At 35.8% G+C, this 20,600-nt stretch carries 22 protein-coding genes; 8 read left to right on the top strand and 14 right to left on the bottom strand.

All coding sequences use genetic code 11. The features are described from left to right. The first annotated feature begins 7 nt into the window (after positions 1-7). Positions 8-241 carry a hypothetical protein gene (locus BUA71_RS13705; RefSeq protein ID WP_072880740.1) on the top strand — a complete coding sequence of 78 codons (234 nt, stop codon included), beginning with the start codon at positions 8-10 and terminating at the stop codon, positions 239-241. A gap of 48 nt (positions 242-289) precedes the next feature. On the opposite strand, the gene BUA71_RS13700 is transcribed toward BUA71_RS13705, so the two are convergent. Both BUA71_RS13700 and BUA71_RS13695 read right to left on the bottom strand, forming a co-directional pair. Further along, positions 290-736 (bottom strand): hypothetical protein, encoded by a 447-nt coding sequence (locus BUA71_RS13700; RefSeq protein ID WP_072880738.1) that lies wholly within the window; start codon positions 734-736, stop codon positions 290-292. Positions 737-743: 7 nt separating this feature from the next. Then, positions 744-1,604, bottom strand: a complete 861-nt coding sequence (locus BUA71_RS13695; protein ID WP_072880736.1) for a hypothetical protein — start codon at positions 1,602-1,604, stop codon at positions 744-746. A 235-nt stretch (positions 1,605-1,839) separates the two neighbouring features. Between BUA71_RS13695 and corA the strand changes: the two genes are divergently transcribed. Continuing rightward, entirely contained in the window at positions 1,840-2,880 is a 1,041-nt protein-coding gene (gene corA / locus BUA71_RS13690; protein WP_245812594.1) for a magnesium/cobalt transporter CorA, read from the top strand. 77 nt (positions 2,881-2,957) lie between these two features. Next, positions 2,958-4,049 (top strand): lactonase family protein, encoded by a 1,092-nt coding sequence (locus tag BUA71_RS13685; protein ID WP_245812593.1) that lies wholly within the window; start codon positions 2,958-2,960, stop codon positions 4,047-4,049. A 162-nt stretch (positions 4,050-4,211) separates the two neighbouring features. On the opposite strand, the gene BUA71_RS13680 is transcribed toward BUA71_RS13685, so the two are convergent. From BUA71_RS13680 to BUA71_RS13660, 5 genes are all read right to left on the bottom strand, one after another. Beyond that, entirely contained in the window at positions 4,212-5,132 is a 921-nt protein-coding gene (locus BUA71_RS13680; protein WP_072880730.1) for a M14 family metallopeptidase, read from the bottom strand. A gap of 10 nt (positions 5,133-5,142) precedes the next feature. Next, the gene (locus tag BUA71_RS13675) at positions 5,143-6,192 is read right to left on the bottom strand and encodes a glutathione synthetase (RefSeq protein ID WP_072880728.1); all 1,050 of its coding nucleotides are present in this window, start codon (positions 6,190-6,192) and stop codon (positions 5,143-5,145) included. Then, positions 6,189-8,036 (bottom strand): peptidase MATCAP family protein, encoded by a 1,848-nt coding sequence (locus BUA71_RS13670; protein WP_072880726.1) that lies wholly within the window; start codon positions 8,034-8,036, stop codon positions 6,189-6,191. The genes BUA71_RS13675 and BUA71_RS13670 overlap by 4 nt, the downstream gene beginning before the upstream one ends. Positions 8,037-8,529: 493 nt before the next feature. Beyond that, a complete protein-coding gene (locus BUA71_RS13665) occupies positions 8,530-9,840 on the bottom strand; it encodes a mechanosensitive ion channel family protein (RefSeq protein ID WP_072880724.1) in 1,311 nt (436 codons plus the stop codon). Positions 9,841-9,843: 3 nt separating this feature from the next. Continuing rightward, positions 9,844-10,128, bottom strand: coding sequence for a DUF3817 domain-containing protein (locus BUA71_RS13660; protein WP_072880723.1), 285 nt, complete (start codon positions 10,126-10,128; stop codon positions 9,844-9,846). Between the two features lie 332 nt (positions 10,129-10,460). On the opposite strand from BUA71_RS13660, the gene galE reads away from it, so the two are divergent. Further along, complete coding sequence (gene galE, locus BUA71_RS13655; RefSeq protein ID WP_072880721.1) at positions 10,461-11,504, top strand: UDP-glucose 4-epimerase GalE; 1,044 nt, start codon at positions 10,461-10,463, stop codon at positions 11,502-11,504. Positions 11,505-11,621: 117 nt separating this feature from the next. Here galE and BUA71_RS13650 read toward each other — a convergent pair whose 3' ends face one another. The 3 genes from BUA71_RS13650 to BUA71_RS13640 form a co-directional block, all read right to left on the bottom strand. Further along, the gene (locus tag BUA71_RS13650; RefSeq protein ID WP_072880719.1) at positions 11,622-11,774 is read right to left on the bottom strand and encodes a YqaE/Pmp3 family membrane protein; all 153 of its coding nucleotides are present in this window, start codon (positions 11,772-11,774) and stop codon (positions 11,622-11,624) included. Positions 11,775-11,869: 95 nt separating this feature from the next. Next, positions 11,870-12,658 carry a DUF1206 domain-containing protein gene (locus BUA71_RS13645; RefSeq protein ID WP_072880717.1) on the bottom strand — a complete coding sequence of 263 codons (789 nt, stop codon included), beginning with the start codon at positions 12,656-12,658 and terminating at the stop codon, positions 11,870-11,872. A gap of 421 nt (positions 12,659-13,079) precedes the next feature. Then, positions 13,080-13,793, bottom strand: a complete 714-nt coding sequence (locus BUA71_RS13640; protein ID WP_072880715.1) for a LytR/AlgR family response regulator transcription factor — start codon at positions 13,791-13,793, stop codon at positions 13,080-13,082. A 163-nt stretch (positions 13,794-13,956) separates the two neighbouring features. On the opposite strand from BUA71_RS13640, the gene rpsF reads away from it, so the two are divergent. From rpsF to BUA71_RS13620, 4 genes are all read left to right on the top strand, one after another. After that, a complete protein-coding gene (gene rpsF, locus BUA71_RS13635; protein WP_072880775.1) occupies positions 13,957-14,298 on the top strand; it encodes a 30S ribosomal protein S6 in 342 nt (113 codons plus the stop codon). Positions 14,299-14,300: 2 nt separating this feature from the next. Then, positions 14,301-14,600: a 30S ribosomal protein S18 gene (gene rpsR, locus BUA71_RS13630; protein WP_072880713.1), complete on the top strand. Its 300-nt coding sequence runs from the start codon at positions 14,301-14,303 to the stop codon at positions 14,598-14,600. A gap of 12 nt (positions 14,601-14,612) precedes the next feature. Further along, entirely contained in the window at positions 14,613-15,062 is a 450-nt protein-coding gene (rplI, locus tag BUA71_RS13625; RefSeq protein WP_072880711.1) for a 50S ribosomal protein L9, read from the top strand. Between the two features lie 152 nt (positions 15,063-15,214). After that, on the top strand, positions 15,215-15,688 hold the full coding sequence (locus BUA71_RS13620) for a DUF6495 family protein (protein ID WP_072880709.1): 474 nt from the start codon (positions 15,215-15,217) through the stop codon (positions 15,686-15,688). Positions 15,689-15,885: 197 nt separating this feature from the next. Here the strand turns inward: BUA71_RS13620 and BUA71_RS13615 are convergent, their stop codons facing one another. From BUA71_RS13615 to acnA, 4 genes are all read right to left on the bottom strand, one after another. Continuing rightward, positions 15,886-16,353 (bottom strand): hemerythrin domain-containing protein, encoded by a 468-nt coding sequence (locus BUA71_RS13615; protein WP_072880707.1) that lies wholly within the window; start codon positions 16,351-16,353, stop codon positions 15,886-15,888. A gap of 91 nt (positions 16,354-16,444) precedes the next feature. Beyond that, positions 16,445-16,984, bottom strand: coding sequence for a DUF488 domain-containing protein (locus BUA71_RS13610; RefSeq protein WP_072880705.1), 540 nt, complete (start codon positions 16,982-16,984; stop codon positions 16,445-16,447). A gap of 164 nt (positions 16,985-17,148) precedes the next feature. Next, positions 17,149-17,490, bottom strand: a complete 342-nt coding sequence (locus BUA71_RS13605; RefSeq protein WP_072880703.1) for a cupin domain-containing protein — start codon at positions 17,488-17,490, stop codon at positions 17,149-17,151. A 129-nt stretch (positions 17,491-17,619) separates the two neighbouring features. Beyond that, positions 17,620-20,412 (bottom strand): aconitate hydratase AcnA, encoded by a 2,793-nt coding sequence (gene acnA / locus BUA71_RS13600; protein ID WP_072880701.1) that lies wholly within the window; start codon positions 20,410-20,412, stop codon positions 17,620-17,622. Between the last annotated feature and the right edge of the window lie 188 nt (positions 20,413-20,600).

Below are 20,600 nucleotides of genomic sequence, written 5' to 3'. Positions count from 1 at the left end.
ATATATTTTGAAAAAGAATATTGTTATAACACTAAATGACCACTATCTTGAGGAGATAGATAACACGCTTAGTAATCTTCGGAAAGAAGGAATGATCATAAAAAATGTTTATGAGTTTGGCGTAATTTCTGGAGTTTTGGAAGAGGAAAATTTCTCAAAAATTAGGGCTCTAGATGAAGTTTTACTTTTAAAAGAAGATAAAAATATAAATATCCCGCCTCCTTCCGGGGGAATACAATAATTTGAATCTGGCCACAACGCTCATTCTTATTTTAATTTTGAAAAAATCTTACGTATTTTCTTTTTTAGTTAAAGCTTTAAGTTTTTCTATTGAAGTGGATAAAGTATTAAACGCCGCCGAAAAACTTATGCGGGAAGGTGCTAAGGTGAAAGTTGCAACCGAAGCTGCAGAAGCCAGTAAATAGATAATTCCGCTAAAAATTTCTTCCGATTTTTTTAACTTTTTGGATACCGTTCTAAGTTCTTCTGTAGCATTTTTAATTTTATTAATATACTCTTCCATTCCATCAATAATCAAATTACTATGGTCAATGAGGATTTTTGAAGAATAATTCATTAATGGCAAATAGTAATTATCCATCATTTGCTTGTACTCTTTATAGCTTATAACACCTTTTTTAAGCAATAACTTAGCGTTTTCGAAAATCTTTGAGGCCATATTGTCATAAGCTTCAGAAATTTCAATAGTTTTTGTTATGATATCTTCTTTTGCCATGTGTATTTTAATTATTTTCAGATGGTTTTAGTTTTTCCATTCCCTCGTAAATATTTTTAAGATCGTTTATAATTAACTCCAAAACTTTAAAATCTTCCTTAGTTCCAATATCAGTATAATTTTTCGCCAATATATCGTGGGCGTGACCTACTGCCTTGAACCGTTTTAAAGCACTTTCAATTTTAATAAGTTCAGCTTCAATATTATTTTGAATAATCCTAATATTTATATTATCCAGCCTGTTTCTTTTTGCAAATCCAATAGTATTGGTTTCATTGTCAAGAACTTCACGGCGGTCTGCATCCAATTGGGTGTCACTATTCATATAAGTCTCAATGCTTTGGGCAATACGGGTATAAAATTCTTTTCTAAGCACTAAATCATTGCTTAGGGAATTAATTATTTTTTGAAATGCTTCATTATTATCTAAAATTAAGTTTCGCAGTGTTTTTTGCTTAACCTTATTATTTATGATTGAGAAAATAGAATTTGAAATTTTTTGAGAGCCTTCAATTTGATCGCCTGAAAATCTCGTCCAATTTGCAGCATTGGCACTTCCCATTAATAAACTTATTTGATCACCTGCCGAGAACCTTGATTGTTCCACAAATTGCTCTAAAGTTTTGCCATATACTGTAAGCAGATCAATAGTTTTAATTCTTATCGAGTCGTTTAATGTATATTTTTCACAGTAATCACTATCCTGATCATTAAAGACAAAATCTATATCACAAAGTTTATTATCATAAACTTCTTTAGAATTACTTAAACTTTGCGTGATTTTTCCAGTACTTTTTACTGAATCAAGGCTGGCGCAGGAAAAAATGAATAGAATACACGGTACTATTAAAATCCTATATTGCTTCATATATAAAATATTATGTCACTTATTTAAAGATAGTAAAAAATAAAATATAGAAGTCTTGGTAATATGCATTTAAAGCCCAAAGAATTGTAATATTATAGAGACGCAAAATTTATTTAACAACTCTAAGAATTTCTGATAAAAGGTTAAATCTTTTAAACCGAAATCTTTTTTATCTTTAGCTCGACAAAGAATTTATATGGTAAGAAAACTTAAGAATAGCTTAAGGCGCCCAAAGATGAGATCTGTGCACCAGGCGCCGGGTACGGTGACCTATGTAGGTAGAAAAAGATCTATGGAAACCCTACTTGAGGTTATAGATTATAATAAAAATAACTTTGAGCGCTTTAACTCTAAACAACCAATTGATGCGTTTAATTTTGATCATCCCGATAGAATAACCTGGGTGAATTTAGATGGATTGAGCAATACTAAAGAAATTGAAAAAGTTGGGAAGTATTATCAATTACATCCTCTTATTATTGAAGATATTGTTAATACAAGTCAGCGGCCGAAAATAGATGAATATGAAGACTATTTATTTATTGTAGCCAAGATGTTGTATTTTAAAAAGAACGGAAGGTTAGAGAATGAGCACATAAGTTTTGTACTGGGGAAAGATTATGTACTTACTTTTCAGGAAGCAGGTGGGGATGTTTTTGATGGTGTTAGGAACAGATTGGAAAACTCTAACGGAAGAATAAGAACCAATGGGTCTGATTATTTGGTATTTGCGCTTCTCGATGCTATTGTAGATAACTACTTTATCGTAATAGATGAAATAGCTGAAAAGGTAGAAGAATTAGAAGAGGAGCTTTTTAAAAATAAGCCGCGGGAAAATATCACTCATGAAATACAGGATCTAAAACGCGCGATTTTAAAAATTAGAAGATCTGTACTTCCGCTTAGAGAAGTTATTTCAAGATTGGAAAAAATGGAAAATACCATGATACAATCCCGCACCAGGAATTACATAAACGATCTGCACGACCATATTATTCATATTACCGAGAATATAGATCTCTATCGCGAAATTACCTGGGGTTTAATGGATATGTACATGACCACGATTAGTAACAGGATGAACGAGGTGATGAAAGTTTTAACGATTATGGCGTCCATATTTATTCCTCTAACGTTCATCGCCGGAATTTATGGGATGAATTTTGAATTTATGCCAGAGCTCCATTGGAAATACAGCTATTACGTGCTTTGGGGTGTAATGATCGCTATTTTTATTTTAATGCTAATCTATTTTAAACGTAAGAAATGGCTGTAGATTTCTATCGCTACTTTTGAAATATTTTTTTGAATAATTAAAACTGAACGATGTTAAGATCTACTTTTTTATTTTTTATGATACTACTCTTAGTAGGCTGTGGAGCTAAAAAGCCTGAAAATATAGTTTATTTTGGCACCTATACCAAAAAAGAAGGACATGTAGATGGCCAGGCAAAAGGGATTTTTGTTGGAAAGCAAAATCTTAAGAATGGAAGTTTAACACCTTTAAAGACTGCGGCCGAAGTCACAAATCCCAGCTTTGTAAAAGTTACCGAAGACGGGAAAAATCTTTATGCCGTAAGTGAATTGGGAAGTTCAGATGCTGCTACCGGTTTCGTCTATTCCTTTAAAAGAAATCCAGATAACAGTCTTGAAGAAATTGGGAAGCTTGGTACAGCCGGCTTTGCTCCCTGCCACATCGAAACAGACCAAAGCGGAAATTATGTTTTTGTTTCTAATTATGTTGGGGGAGTAGTAATGATGTATAAAAGAGGTGAAAACGGAGTGCTTAAGAAACAGCAAAAAATAGAACTCGATAATCCGGAAAAGGCACACGCGCATTCTGTTACTATTGCTGAAGATAATAAAACCGCCTATATCGCAGATCTTGGAAATGATAAGATATGGATTTATAACTTTGATTCAGAAACAGGGAGATTGACTCCGAAAGAAAATGCTTTTGTGGAATTGAAAAAAGGCGCAGGACCAAGACATTTTGTTTTCTCAAAAGATCATGCTTTTGCTTTTTCCATTAATGAATTAAATTCTACAATTACCTCTTTTAAAGTCGAAAAAGATGGAGATTTGAGTATCATCGAAACTGTTTCCAGTTTACCAATAGATTTTAACAAAGAAAGCTATGCGGCAGATATTCATTTGCATCCTACCGGGGATTTTATATATGCTTCAAATCGCGGGCATAACAGCATTGCCGCCTTTAAGCTAAATAAGAAAACAGGTATATTGGATGAAATTGGATATTACGCTACCAGAGGAGAAACTCCAAGAAATTTTGCAATTTCACCAAATGGAAAATACCTATACGCAGCTAATCAGGACAGCAATAGTGTGACAATATTTAAAATTGATGAACAAACGGGGGAATTGGAACCTCATTTACTTCCTGTAGAAGTTATGACACCTGTTTGTATTGAAATTGTACCGTAGAATCAGTTGTGGGTTGTGGGTTCTCGGTCTTCAGTTGGTTAAGAAATCGTTGCGAAACTTGCCATCTTTTGTTTTTCGGGATTTTACATGAATAGAGCAGTTTTGAGTTCTCAGATTTTTGTACAACTGACAACTCAAAACTGACAACTGCTTTTACTATTTTTATTTTCCTTCTACTTCTTCAATGATAAAAAATCCGTCGTTGCCCTGGGCTTGATATAAGGGCATAAAAATACGAGCGTTCCACTCGCTTTTCACCGGCTCTCCATTTTGTTTGGCCAATAATTCCCCCTTCTTAATTTCCTGAAAGTTTTTATAACCCGGTTTCATTTCAAAAGTGTCTGAATCTTTTAAGCCATGTCTATATTTCAACTCGAAAGTCTTTTGTTTCGGCGCATTCTTTTCAGCAAAATTATTAACGCATTCAGGGTAAGTTTCAATCTTTTCGAGATCTAGTCCGCAAGCTTCTTTTAACGCCAACCATATCACTCCTTCGTGATTTTCGGTAGAAGCTTTATCCTCGTGTTGGCCGGCTTCAAAAACAAAGCCTGTCATTCCGGTTCGGCTTAAATAATGGTCTATATCACCTGTGATAATGTCACTAAATCCGCGCACAATATAGGTTGGAAAATTATGAGCCCAGGAATCATTATCGTTCACTACCTGCACAGAAACATAAGGCAAACTGGAAGAAGAAGTGGTGTGACAATCTAAAAAATAGCGTTTTGTAAAATCTTCCTTTGGAAATTGATTTAAAACATCTATAATTTCCCACATCTCTTTCTGTTCATGGGTCTCACTCTTCTTTTGCTCCACATTTTCCTCTGTCCATACCCTGTTAAGATCTTCGTCTATAAAACGTTTATTTCGATTAAGCGCTTTTTGATTGCCAGATACGCCAACTATACAGCCTTTAATCTGCGGCTTTATTTTTTCCAGCTGTTTAAAAACTTCTTCCAGGGCTTTTATTCCACTGGGTTCATTCCCGTGTATTCCAGCGGTGACAAAAAGCAGCGGACCTTTTTGATTACTGCTGTATTTTCCAATTATTCTTGGTATATGATGATCTGGTTTATTATTCATGTCAATAATTTTATTGCATACAGGCCAGTTCGCGATTGGTAAACTGGTTTCCGTATAGTTCTTTATATTCTACTTTCCTTTCTATAGCTTCAATTACTGTGTTGGTAAAATCTGGTAGTCCTATATCTTTAAAATGTTCCATCCCGCCGGGACTAAGCACATTAATTTCAATAAGCTTGTCTTTTACTACATCGAGACCAACAAAAAACAAACCATCACGAATTAACTTTGGGGCAGTAAGATCAACAATACGTTGCATCGCGGGGGTAAGGTCACTGCTATCTGCAGTGGCGCCCAGTGCAAAATTGCTCCTAAACTCTCCTTCGCCACTCACGCGCCTAATGATGGCTTGTTTTCCATCTTTCACCATTACGCGGCCATTCATTAATATAATACGAACATCTCCATCTTTTACTGCCGGCAGGAATTCTTGCGCAATTACATATCCCTGCTGACTAATGGTTTCAATAATCTGATTCATGTTTTTCTCATTTTCATCAATTAGAAAAACATTTTGTCCGCCAGAACCTTCCAGTGGTTTTAACACTACTTTTTTATTATTTTCTTCCCAAAATTTTATAATATCCTCTTTATTTCGGGTGATCAAAGAATTTGGTTTAATTTCCTGCGGCAATTCTTCAAAATATAATTTATCGATAAATGCGTGCGATAGGGCATAAGCGTCATTGAGCACTAAAGCACCCTGTTGCTGCATCATTCTACCAAAAGCAACCCCAGCTTGTTCTGCCCAGGCCCGGCCAGATTCTTCTTCCGTAGGGTTGTTTCTTATAAAAAGCACGTCTAAAGTTTTTGCAGTAATCTTGCGTTTCCTGGCTTTAGAACTTTGCAGCGCTTCCAAATATTTCTTTGGCGATTTTGTTTTGGTATTTTTTGGCACCTGGGTGCTATAAATGCTAATTGGAGCATCATGGTGAAAATTAAAATCACCAACGCCCATCACATAAACTTCGTGCCCACGGTTATGAGCAGTTGTCATGAGCATAACCGAAGTTCCACAACTTTCGGTTTCTATATCATTTATTACAAAGCATATCTTCATTGTGTGATCATTTGTGAAAGGGGTAATCCCTCCCTGATTAAATTTAACTTATTAGTAATATTTTTGGTTAATAAGAAACTTGGGCGCAAAGCTGCTGGCTCTAAAACTTTTCTTTCGGTTAACTCCCTTATGATATCGATATGTTTTAATCCGAATTTTCCAGCCATTAGAGGTTCGTATTCCCCGCCGTTTTGCAAGTGGGTCCTAAGATGCACCAAGCCTTTTAAGTAAATAATATCTTTTAAAAAGCCGCCACCCTGCATAATTCTGGAAGTAATATTAAAGGCTCTTTCTGCTGAAAAGCCATACTCCATTTTTAATAATCTAAATAACTGCGGAAATTCGGCCCCTTCCATTAAGGCAGAACCGGCAATAACGCGACCAGCCAGAGTTCTAAGTCGGTTTCCTGTAAGGCCATCTACCATATATTCAGACATTACAGCCAGACCTTCCTGTAGGGGATCATAATCTGCCAGACCGCTGCTTAAAAGTTGCAGAGGTTGACGGGAACCGTTAAAATGGGTGAGTACATGTGTGCCAACCTCGTGTTGAATCAATGCATTAGCCTCGGTTTTAGTGGTGCGGTAATCTGCGGGTACATATAGTTCCCCGTTACTTACCATAATGATATTCACATCTTCCCGAATATGAACTTTACTTTTAAAATCGGGGTTTTGTTCGGCAAAATAGTCAAACTCCTTGCGCGCTAAACTGCTAAAGGCTTTGGCATCCAGGTATTCTGTATCTTTATTTTCTTCGGTTTCTGGAATTTCCCGCAATATTTTACCGGCTTCCTGGCTCAATTCTGGACTAAGTCCTTTATACAATCTAATACTGTTGTAAAAGAAATTTGAAGTACCCCGTTCGTTCAACATGGTAATTTGTTGGTCTAACTCTTCTCTTTTCTCCCTAAAAATATGAGACATAGCAGGATCGTCTATTTCCTCGATTTTTAAGTTGTATAATTCTCTTTTTAAAAGATCGGGGTCTATGGGAAGCAAACGATAATGATAGTCTAATACCTTTTCATAATCACTTTCAAAAAATGTGTTCTTTATCTCCTGGATATTAGAAGGGGATACTAACCATAAAAACTGGTATGAGTTTTCTATTTTAGAGAGGGCTTTATCTATTTCAAATACTTTTTCTTTTAAATATTTTCTTCCTAGCGCCTGGTAACTGGCAACCCCGCAGGTGGTTTGTACCCTAATATAATCGTAAATAGACTTGTGGATACTGGTAACGAGATAATCCTTAAATTTTCGAAGAAAAACGGGATAAACTTTTTCATCTGTATCTCTAAAAATTGGCGGAATTTCCAGCCCTACTAATACCGCCCCAGATTGCTTTGCTTCAACAATGGTAAGTAAATCTTTGTCACCTTCCTTCTGGCGGTGAGGGGTGTCTTTTATTTCTGAATTGAGATAAATTCCAGAAAACACATTGTTTATATTGTTTAAGTCTTTTTGAAGCACTTCAAGCGTTGTGGGAAGTTTTTCGGCCGGTGCTTTTATGGTAAAGCGCTGCCTGTCTTCTCCCGTGTAAATTTCAAAAAGCATATATGACTTGAACCTACTCGCCAGCTTTTCTGCCAGGTAAAAAACCAATTTTTGATAGTCTTCAAAGTCTTTGTCACCAATTAAAAGATAGGAAGCTTCGCTTAAAACAATCCTGGAAGTTCCTTCATCATTTTTTCTCTTTCTATAAACCAGAAGATATGGAAGGTCTTCTTCTATATGAAGTAACCCGCCACCGGGTAGGGAAGCACTAATTTTCCCATCGTCTTCCAGGCTTTGTAAAATTTGATTAATCGAATTTGGACTTAATTTAGATAGCTTTAGCATGCTGTTTTCTCAAAATTTTTGGATTTAAAGAATAAACCATTCTTTTAAACTAATTCAACATTAGTTAAATTTAGAAAGATTATTGAGGATATTATTCCCTTACAGGTACTTTGGGTTTTATTTAAGAGAATTGGTAAAAGATTACTTAAAACAAAATTCAGGAGGAATAGAGCGCGGTAAACCTCTTATAGTAAATTATAACTTCGAAAACTCTTTAAGATTTTATGGAAGGTATTTTACATTATTCGAAAACATCAATAAAGTTAAAGGAGTGTTTAGGATGCTCTAAAATTTTTAATATCAGTATCCTAACCTACATTGCAGATTGATGCCTAACTGATTTTATCGCAGGAGGATAACCTGGACCTCGGGACTTGACTTAAAATAAAAGAATTTTTTGGGAGCAAATCTCGTATTCCTGATTCAAGCTTATTGATTTCCGAAGAAACATAAGCTTATTCTTTTGAATAAAAGCTGCTAGAAATTAAGATAATTAGTTTTCTATATCTTTTCCTGGGTTGGCTTCTTCAGTTTTGTTAAGGTACTCCCTAAGATCGTCACCCGATGGGGATTCAAACAGTTGCAGGTCAAAATAAGGAATAGCGGCAATGATATGATCAAAAATATCGGCAGTAATATATTCGAAATTAGCCCAACGTTTATCCCTACTAAAGCATAAAATTTCAATAGGAATGCCGTGTTCGGTAGGTTGTAAATGCCTCACGATACTGTACATCTCTTTATGTACAGCCGAATGGTTTTTTAAATAAGTGTCTATGTATTTTCTAAAAAGTCCCAGGTTGGTTTGATTTCTTCCGTTTATAAGGGAGTTTTTATCTATTTGGTTGCTTTTATTATAGCTGTCTATATCTTTTTGGCGATCCTCAAAATAGGTAGCTATCAAAGCAATGTTTTCGTATTTTTCGTACTCTTCAGGAGTAATAAATTTTACTGAATTTTGTTTTATAAAAACCGATCTTTTAATTCTGCGACCGGGAGACTCCTGCATTCCGCGCCAATTTTGAAATGATTCAGAAATAAGACTATAGGTTGGAATAGAAGTGAAGGTATTATCGAAATTTTGAACGCGTACAGTGGCAAGGCTTATTTCGGTCACAGTACCATCGGCCCCATATTTCGCAAAAGTAATCCAGTCGCCAATTCTAACAATATCGTTCACACTTACCTGAATAGAGGCAACAAAACCTAAAATGGTATCCTTAAAAATAAGCAATAAAACCGCTGAAGCAGCCCCCAGGGAAATTATAAAATCTACTACATCTCTATTAGTAACCTTTGCTAAAATAAATAGAAAAGCAAACATCCAAATAATAATAAGGATGACCTGAGTATAGCTTTTTACCGGTTTATCGTGAAAAGCCTCCAGGGTTCTAAGGTATCTTCTTGTAGTGTTTAGAATACTTCTTAGTATCCAAACTATCAGTATAATAATGTATATCTCAATGAGAAAATAAAAGACCTTTATGATTAAGGGAAAACCTATAAATATAATTGGGATGGTGTAATAAAGAATAAATAGTGGGAGAATTTGTCCTAAATACTTTGGAAACCTGGAACTTATAAGAAAATCATCAAAAGTTGTTTTTGTTTTATTACTGAAATTTTTAAAAATTTCAATCACAAAAGTTTTAGTGAGGTACTTGATTCCAGCTAGAATCAATGTTAAAATAATGAGATTTACTGCGAGATTTAGATAGATCGCCAGGCTGGGGTTCACACCTTGATCTACCAGGAAATCCTCAAAAAGTTTTATCAGATTTTCAAATCCTGCACTAAAATCCATGCCCTATAGATATTTTTTTTCAACATAAAAAGGACCAAAAGGTACCAGGGAACACGCCAGGATTAATGCCAATTGTTTTATATTCCAGTTTAAGGGCTTAAATAACCAAATTGCCCCCATTACATATGCGATAAAAAGTACACCATGCGCCATTCCTACCTGTTCTACCATTTGCGGTAGATCCCAGATATATTTTAATGGCATTGCTATAAATAATAGAAGTAAAAAGGAAATTCCTTCTAATATACTAATGTATTTAAATGTCTGTTTTTGTTTTACTAAGGTCATAATCTATAGAATTAATTTGCAAAGATAGTTTTTATACAGAGAATTCATTTAAACTTTCCAAAATTGAACTAAAAGTTAGTTTTTGTTTTTATACTGAAGAAATAAAAGGTGTAAAGTAGGCAGATTTTAATCCTTACAGTGAGTTTAATTCTCCGGGGCTTTCCCGTGAAATTTACGTAAGTATTTTTCAATGGATACCTTTTGGGCTTGCTCCCAGGTTATTGATTTTTTAAGTTAGCTTTAATTAAAGGGGGTGTAGGGTAAATTGTATAATATTTATATCGTCAAATAAATCATTTTCATTAATTTGCAGCTTACAAAAAAATAAGATAATGAGTTCTAAAATATTGGTAACCGGCGGACTTGGGTTTATCGGTTCGCACACTGTAGTTGCCCTGCAAGAAAAAGGTTTTGAAGTTGTAATTATAGACAACCTTTCCAACTCTTCTTTAGATGTTTTGGCAGGAATTACCAAAATCACCCAAAAAACACCTGCATTTGAAAATATTGAATTAAGAGATAAATCGCAGGTAAAAGAATTCTTTGAAAAATATCCTGAAATTGATAGCGTAATTCACTTTGCGGCTTCTAAAGCAGTAGGGGAGAGTGTTGAAAATCCGCTATTATATTATGAAAATAATTTAACTACACTTACCTACCTATTACAGGAATTACAGCAAAAAAAGCAGGCAAACTTCATTTTTAGTTCTTCCTGTACCGTTTACGGGCAGGCAGACCAATTGCCAATAACCGAAGATGCTCCTGTGAAAAAAGCAGAGTCTCCTTATGGAAATACCAAGCAAATTGGTGAGGAAATTATTGCTGATACTGCAAAAATTAATAAGAATTTCAAAGCTATTTCTTTGCGTTATTTCAATCCTATAGGCGCGCACCCAAGTGCCGAAATAGGAGAATTGCCAATAGGAACACCACAAAATTTAGTGCCTTTTATCACACAAACTGCTATAGGTAAGAGAAAAGAATTGTCGGTTTTTGGAGATGACTATCCAACCGAGGACGGAACCTGTATAAGGGATTATATACATGTAATGGACCTTGCACAGGCTCACGTGATAGCGATGGAGCGACTAAGAGAGCAAAAAGAAAAATCTAATTATGAAGTCTTTAACCTGGGAACAGGAAAAGGAAGCTCAGTGTTAGAGGTTATTAATTCTTTTGAAAGATCTACTGGCCAAAAATTGCCATATAAAATTGTAGATAGGAGAGAAGGAGATATCACAGCTGCTTATGCTGATACCGAAAAAGCCAATAAAGAGCTGGGTTGGAAAACCAAGCGTCATTTAGACGAAGCGTTAAAGAGTGCCTGGGAGTGGCAAAAGAAAGTAGTGAAAGAGGAAGAAGAAGCAGCGCAATAGTTTATTTCAACCTATAAATAAAAAGTCTTCAACACGGTAAAAATTACTTTTCCTGTGTTGAAGACTTTTTTTATTGCCCAAAAATGTCCGGTTTATTTTTCTAAACCCAATTAGGTTTTAGCGAGTACCATTCACAATAAACGCGTGAATAACTCCGGGAAGCCAGCCTAAAATTGTTAGTAAAAGACTTATTAGGAAAGTAACTCCCAACCCGTGTTTCATAAAAACAGCTAACGGCGGTAATAAAATATTTAAAATAATAGTTAACATAAAATCAGTTTTTTTGGTTAGATGAACAAAATTACATGGAAACTATTGCTGTGTAATGAAATTTAACTTGAGCTTGTTAGAGTTTTAACAAGATGTCATGCTTTAAATTTGCGATACCGGGCAAGCATCACTACATAAATTGCGTAACATACAAGACCTGCGGCAACTATCCCCATAAGCCAGGAGCCATAATTCGATTCCTGTAAAAACGAAAAAGCATCGGTAGTGCCTTTTAAGTTAGAAGTATTTGAAGCTACTGCACCTCTTATAAAAATAAAGGCCAGAATACCAAAGATTACTCCGCGGGCAATTAAACCAAGGTAACCGGTGTTTTTAATAGTTTTCCGTTTTTTTTCATCTGATATTGATTGATAATCGAAATCCTGTAAGAAATCTTTAGAAAAGGCTTTTTTAAACTGTGCAATACTGGCCACAATTAATCCTGCGCCAATAATGGCAAAAACCACTACTCCTAAAGTACCTGTAAGCATTCCGCTTCCACCAGAAGATGAACCGCCGCCTCCCGTAGAACCGGCATTAATAAGTTTTAAAAAAGTAAGTGCCGCTAAACCTAGATAAATTACAGCACTTATAAAATATGCAACGCGTTTTCCCTTTCCTTCTTTATCATCCCCAATATTTTCAGGGTCCTTTATAGATTGGATAAAACGCCATGTACTGTAACATAGCAACCCTATACCTATAAGAGCTAAGAGAACATTCCCATAAGCTTGTTTTTCAAGAAATTCCAAAGCCTGCATTTTTCCGGTTTTTTGACCGCCCATTCCAAATGCAGCCATAAAAGTTAATACCCCGGTTATTGCATAAACTGCGGCTTTTGCGACATAACCCGTACGAGCCATTTTTTCTAATTTAGAATCCATTGTTCTGTTTAATTTAGATGGTTTAGTTTGATAAAATTAAGTTTTTGAACAAAAACTATCATAAAACATGGGAAAACTTTACAATTGTAGGAGAAGTGAAAATTGTGCTTTTAAAGTATGCCTAACTTAACCCAGACAATTTTTAGGTTTAGTATCCTAAGGATTAGAAGGCTTTGGTTAGACGTTGAGTAGTGATAGTAGGGGACTAATCTGAATATCTTCAGCAATAAATATTATTGCAAAGGATTTGCCTGATTAATGTATTTTAAAATTAAGAGCCAGCAATATAATTGAGCTAATCTTGGAAAACTCAATTCAGAATAAAATAAAAGGTTTTAAAATGCAGAGTGGGCTTTTTATCTGTGTCATACAGTTTAGTTTCTAACCTTAATTCTACTTGAATAGAAATCAAGCTATTGAACTATTGAATGGCACTTAAGGCTTCTACCAAATTAGATTTTTTATGGCGGCTAAGGGGGAGTTGTTGTTTGTCTATTTCAATATTCTTACTATTATAACGTTCAATTTTATCGAGGTTTACAATATAAGATTTATGAGTTCTCAAAAACTTATCGGTAGGAAGTTGTTCCTCGAATGACTTCATGGTCGCAAGGACTATAAAATTATCCTTTTCGGTCACAAATTTCACATAATCACCCAGGGCCTGTATGTACTTTAATTTATTTAAGAATACTTTTCGGTTTTTTAGATTGCTTTTTACGAAAATGTAGTCTTCATCTTCTGGAATACTGGAGATTTGATGCTTAAGTTTATATAAGTTAATCGCTTTATTAACCGCATTACTAAAACGATCTTTGGTAACAGGTTTGTGAATATAATCTACGGCATCATAATCAAAAGCTTTAAAAGCATATTGTGTTTTACCGGTTACAAAAATAATTTGTGGTTTGTTGGGAAGATCGTCTAATAGTTCGAAGCCTGTAAGTACCGGCATTTCGATATCAAGAAAAATTAAATCGGCTTCTGTGTCTAATAACCCATTTTTTGTTTCAATGGCATTATTGTATTCTGCCACCAATTTAAGATTGGGGTGGTCTTTAATTAATTTAACTAAAGCCAGGCGCTGTAAACTAGAATCATCTACGACGATACATTTGAGTAAAAATTCTTCCACACGTAATAAGTTAGGTCATAGCAATATTAAGTATAATATCTTATAATCGCAAGAGAAAATTCAACTTCGTGGTATAAATTGGGTATTTTATCCCCACATTTTTACTTTGTAGATAGAATTAATTAGTTTACTTTTGCAGCCAAATAAATTTAAAGAATTTTTTATGAACAATTATGAAACTGTTTTCATCTTGAATCCCGTTTTATCTGATGAGCAGATAAAGGAGACAGTTCAGAAATACGAAGATTTTCTTGTTTCTAAAGGGGCCGAGATGGTATCGAAAGAAAATTGGGGGCTTAGAAAGTTGGCTTACCCAATTCAACACAAAAAAAGTGGCTTTTATCACTTATTGGAATACAAAGCTCCTGGTGAGGTAATTGAACCATTGGAATTAGCTTTTAGAAGGGACGAGCGTATGATGCGTTATCTAACTGTGAAGCTAGATAAACACGCGGTTGCCTGGGCTGAAAAAAGAAGAAGTAGAAGAAAACAAGAAAAAGCATAAGTATGGCATCATCTATTGAACAACAAGCAAAAGGAAAAAAAGACGGTGAGATTAGATATCTAACGCCTTTAAATATTGAGACCGCTAAAAGAAGGAAGTATTGTAGATTTAAAAGATCTGGTATTAAGTATATCGATTATAAAGATCCAGATTTCTTAATGGGACTTGTAAACGAACAGGGAAAATTATTGCCTCGTCGTTTAACAGGTACTTCTTTAAAATACCAAAGAAAAGTGGCTGTTGCCGTAAAGAGAGCACGTCATTTGGCGTTAATGCCATACGTTGGTGATTTACTAAAATAAAAAGAGGCAATTATGGAATTGATACTTAAACAAGACGTAGATAATTTAGGCTTTAAAGATGATGTGGTAAACGTGAAAAACGGTTACGGAAGAAATTATCTTATACCACAGGGATATGCAAATCTTGCGACGCCTTCAGCAAAAAAAATGTTGGCTGAAACCCTGAAACAAAGAGCTTATAAAGAGCAAAAACATATAGATGAAGCTAAGAAGCAGGCTGAAAAACTTAATGATATAGAAATTAAGATGCCGGCTAAAACTGGTGCTGGAGACAAATTATTTGGCTCTATTACTAATGGAGATCTTGCAGATGCCCTTGCTAAAGAAGGAGTAGAAATCGAAAAGAAATTTATTAGTATTGCCGGTGGAAACATCAAGCGATTAGGACAGTATGATGCAACTTTACGTTTTCACCGTGAAGTAGTTTCTACTTTCACTTTTGATGTTGTTGCAGACGCATAATCTAATGACCTATTGAATTAAAAGCCCGCTAACGTAGTGGGCTTTTCTTATTTTAGTGAGATCCTAATTTACAAATAGCGACGCTTCGCCGTCAATTAGTTGGTTGAACTTATCCCGACAAAGGTCGGTATCTATTTTAATCTTTTTCAAAAATGAAATATTCCAGATTAACCAAAGAGCAATTTGAAGAAATGAAGCAGGAATTTATTAATTTCCTGGCTTCACAATCTATTACTGCAGATGAATGGGAAGATATTAAAAAAAATAAGCCTGAAGTTGCCGAACAGGAATTAGACGTCTTTAGCGACCTGGTTTGGGAAGGGGTTTTAAATAAAGTAGAATATTTGGAGCATTTTTCTGCTAATCAAATTTATCTTTTTCATATCACGACAGTAACTATTCACCTTATTGCAATTAAAGTAGAACACCAGGGAATAGACCTCACCACACGTAAAGGATATGCCTGGTTGCAAACTAATTTGTTAGACGAATCTGTGAATATCTACACGTCTTCCAAAGCTTTAAGCGACGATCGCAATAAAGATATATTTGCATTAATCAAACAAGGGGCAAATATTACCAAAGGCGAACTTTATGGATTTTTTGATAAAATGGTAGAAAATTAGGTTCAAAGTTCAAAGTTTGAGTTTCAAGGTTTAAAAAATCATCAACAAACGACAAACGACAAACGTTAAACAATGAACAATACCAGATTGCCTCGCTCCTTTGTCACGCGCAATGAACGTATCTAATCAGTTCTAGTATAGTATAACTCATAGCTCAATTAGAACTCTATCCTCATAACCCATAACTGAGAACCGACCTATTTCTCCCAAAACTGGTCTTCGTATTCTTCTTTTTCTTCGGGTTCTTGATGGATTTCTTCAATGATCTCCAGTTCTTTTTGGGTAGCTACTTTTTGAATTTCATTGAATAATATTCGCTCTTCAAACCTAATGTGGGCCTGTAATTCTTCTTCCAGGATATTGAGCGATTTCTCCGGATTTTCCTTATCGGAAAATAACCTAACTATACGCCGATGTTCTTTTAAAGCCCGTTTTATCAAGGGATCTTCTTCGTCCAGAATTGGGAAAATATGCTCTTCTTCCAGTTTAAAGTGCGGCTTAATTTCCGCTTGAAAAAACCAGTCGGCATAATTTTTTATTCTTTCCACGGCAATACCCCTGGAAAAGCCTTTGCGCACTTTCCAGGAAAATAATAATCCGAAGTGATGTTGGCGGCTTAAAGGCTTTAAAGCTTCGTGTCTTTTAATTGGTTTTTTTTTCTCCATAGAGTTTTCTGAATTTTTAATAATTTTATTTTCTTTCTAGGCTAATTCCAACCTATAATATGCAAAAGGCTTTAGAGGATTCAAAATTTAGCTATTCCTTTTCTTCCTGATAGTAGAGTTCACCAGAAATTATTTTCGCCGGTTTTGTATAAGGATGCTCCTGTACATTATTCTCTCCCATAATATGCATAACCTTCCAACCTTCTGCTTTTAAAACGTCTGAAACCATAGAGCGATGACAACGCCACCAAACTGCTTCAGCACACATTATTGCAGTGTTGTTTTGCCGTGCCAGATTTTTAAGATCTTCTAAGGCTTCTTTAAAAGCCGAAGTTTCCATGTAATCGGCATAGCCTCTAAAAGAAGGATGCCGCCACACCTTATTTTGTGATTCTGGCTTCGCCTTTCGGCGTCCACCTAAACTTTTTAAATGAATGTATTTAATATCGTGTTTGGGTAAGGAAGTAGCTAAATTATCCTTGTTAAACTGCGGAAACTTGCGAGAGCCGGGAAAACTTCTAACATCTACCAATTGCGTTATACCGACAGAGCTTAACAAGTTTAAAAACTCATCTAAGCTGCGGGTGGAATGTCCAATAGTCCAAATTATTTTATTGTTTTTTGATTCCATATTAGATAAATAATTTCTTCGGAATAGCTTTTAATCGCAGGGCGATAGCCAAGGGTTAAATTCCCCGGGGCTTGCCTCGAAATAAAAGAGCTTTTTCGGAAGCATACCTCGCACCCTTGGGTCGAGGTTGTTGATTTCAAATTAAGCTATTCCGAAGAACAATTTTAAGACTTAGCAACATCCTCCACACGCTTGGCGGTATCGGCTTTGTTTAGGCTTAATCTTACAATACTATCTTTTAGAGCCTTAAGGTCGTGTGGTACGTTACCTTCTAAGCTTAACAGGTCTCCTTTATATACGGTATGAACTTCTCCATTTACGCCAAAATCTATACTCCCTTCAAAAATTTCTACAACTATGGGGAATGGTGTTTTATGTTCTTTCATTACCTGTCCTTCTTTAAAGGCTATCCTAATCTCTTTCCCGGTTTCTGTATCCAGTAAAACTTTAATTGCAGGACGTTTTTCGTTGTATTCAACATTGTCTGTTAAAGATGCTGTAATCATAATTTTTAGTTTAATTATTGTTTTTATTTAAAATGTTCAGTTGTGTATGCAGTATAATTAATTAGATTAATCTAGAATATTTATAGCGGACTTTATAATCCCGCTAATTCATCAATAATGGTAATTCATTTATTTTGACTCTTTTTCTAAAAACTGGCGCAATACATATTGCAATATTCCACCATTTTGATAATAGTCTATTTCAATTTCAGAATCTAATCTTGCAAGTACTTTAAAACTTATTTTCTCACCTTCTTTATCTTCAGCAATTACCTGCAGTTCCTTTTGTGGTTTAAGGCCTTCGGCGATTCCGGTGATGCTAAAACTTTCTTTACCGCTCAATCCTAATTTTTCTGCGTTTTCTCCTTCTTTGTATTGCAGCGGAAGTACGCCAAGTCCCACCAGGTTGCTACGGTGAATGCGTTCATAACTTTCAGCAAGTACGCATTTTATTCCCAGTAAAAAAGTTCCTTTTGCAGCCCAGTCCCGGGAAGATCCGCTACCGTATTCTTTTCCGGCCAAAACTATTAAAGGTGTACTGCCTTCTTTATATTTTTGTGCAGCATCATAAACCGTCATCTCTTCTCCATTCGGAAGATAAGTAGTGTAGCCGCCTTCTTTTTCTGCCAGTTTATTCTTAATACGCACATTGGCAAAAGTACCCCGCACCATCACTTCATCATTGCCACGGCGGGAACCGTAAGAGTTAAAAGCTTTTTCGTCTACTCCCTGTTCGATTAAATATTTTCCCGCTGCGGAATTTTTGCTGAAAGCACCCGCCGGCGATATATGATCTGTAGTTATACTATCGCCTAAAACCAGCAAGGCTTTTGCCGATTTAATATCCTGAAAATCTTCGGGTTTTTCTGAAATATCCTGAAAGAAAGGAATTTCTTTAATATAGGTTGAATCCTTATCCCATTTATAAACTTTATCCTTTGGCACTTCCAGGTTTCTCCAAATTTCATTTCCGGCGAAGATTTCTCCGTAATTTTTATCGAAATCACCGGGAGAAAGCACTTTACTTAGAATTTCATTAATCTCATCATTAGTTGGCCAAATATCTTTTAAGTAAACCGGTTGCTCATTCTTATCATAGCTTATGGGATCGTTTACCAAATCTATATCAACCCTGCCGGCCAGGGCATAAGCCACTACCAACATTGGGGACATTAAAAAGTTCATTTTCACCTGCGGATGTACCCTTGCTTCAAAATTACGATTACCCGAAAGCACCGAGGCCACAACCAGGTCATATTCATCTACCGCTTTGGCAATTTGAGGAGGCAACGGCCCCGAATTCCCAATACAGGAAGTACAGCCATATCCAACCAGGTGAAACTGTAGTGCTTCCAGGTCTTTCATAAGATCGCCTTTTTCCAAATAATCTGTCACTACTTTAGAACCGGGTGCCAGGGAGGTTTTTACCCAGGGTTTAACATCTATACCGTGCTCGCGGGCTTTTCGTGCTACCAGGCCGGCACCAATCATCACAAAAGGATTGGAAGTATTGGTACAGGAAGTTATTGCGGCGATAGCTACAGAACCGTCAGACAACATAAATTTGTCCTGCCCACGGGTGATCCATACCGTTCTTAAATCATTTTTATCTTCTTCAATTTCTGTATCAGGATGTACTGTTTTTGATTTAGGCATGGGTTGATTTCCGCCTTCAGCTTTCCATCTGGCGATAGATTTATCTAATTCCCGCTTGCCGGGATCAATGTATTGGCGACCAAAGGAGTCATCTAATAAATCAATGAACTTTCCTTTAAACTCTTTAAGCAAGATTTTATCCTGTGGTCTTTTAGGACCGGCGACGGTTGGTTCTATGTTAGAAACGTCTAATTCTAATATTGTAGAATAATTGATCTCTTCTTCATTTTCCCGCCATAACATATTGGTTTTGCAATATTTTTCTACCAATTTTACCTGTTCTTCATCGCGGTTGGTTTGCCGCATATAGTCTAAAGTTTTATCATCAATGGGAAAATAAGTGACTGTGCAGCCAAATTCTGGCGACATATTCCCAATAGTAGCACGGTCTGGTACCGAAAGATGATTTAAACCGGGACCAAAAACTTCTACGAACTTACCAACAACGCCGTGTTTTCTCAATAAATACGCAATATTCAATACCAGATCTGTAGCAGTAGAACCTAAAGGTAATTTTCCAGTAAGTTTTAAACCTACTACCTGGGGCATAATAAAATATATAGGTTGTCCCAGAATTGCAGCTTCGGCTTCAATCCCGCCAACGCCCCAACCTACAACGCCAATTCCATTAACCATAGGAGTGTGGCTATCTGTACCCACCAAAGTATCTGGAAATACTTCGCCATCCCTGGCTACAACGCCTTTTGCCAGGTACTCCAGGTTTACCTGGTGACAAATTCCCATCCCGGGAGGAACCACACTAAAATTATCGAAAGACTGCTGGGCCCATTTTAAAAATTGATAACGTTCCCGGTTACGTTTGTATTCCTCGTCCATATTGCGTTTATAGGAATAATTAGTGCCAAAATAATCTACCTGCACCGAGTGATCTACCACGAGATCTACCGGGATAAGCGGATTTATTGCATTAGGATCTTTTCCTTTACGGGCTATTTCTGAGCGCAGTGCAGCAATATCTACCACAGCCGGGACACCAGTGAAATCTTGCATTAAAACCCGGGCAGGCTTATAAGGAATATCTTTATCAGAAGCCTCGGGTTGCCAGTTTAGTAAGGTGTTGATATGATCTTTAGTGATTGCAAAGTCATCAAAATTACGCAAAGCGTTTTCCAGAAGAATACGAATCGAAAAAGGGAGTTTGCTTATGCTATGCCCTTGTTTTTCAAGTTCTGGTAAACTGTAATAAGTGAGTTTTTTATCCTGAACCTGTAATTCCTTTTTGATTTTAAATGGATTTTTAGACATAATCTTTGGTTTTTAATTTATCGACTTCTATTTGAACTGAATTCAATATTTCACCCTTATGAGACATAAAATTGGAATTAATTTTTGTGAACTTTTGTTTTCCTTTTTAAGATATCTAAATTTAGTGACTTATGTAAATTTTATGTGGTAGATGATAGGATCTTAAACTTTTTGAGCAATAATACTTA

This window comes from Salegentibacter echinorum, from assembly GCF_900129445.1.
GTDB classification, from domain to species: Bacteria; Bacteroidota; Bacteroidia; order Flavobacteriales; family Flavobacteriaceae; genus Salegentibacter; species Salegentibacter echinorum.
The sequence above is the reverse complement of the archived record's forward strand: the minus strand, read 5'-3'. Positions and strand labels throughout refer to the sequence as shown.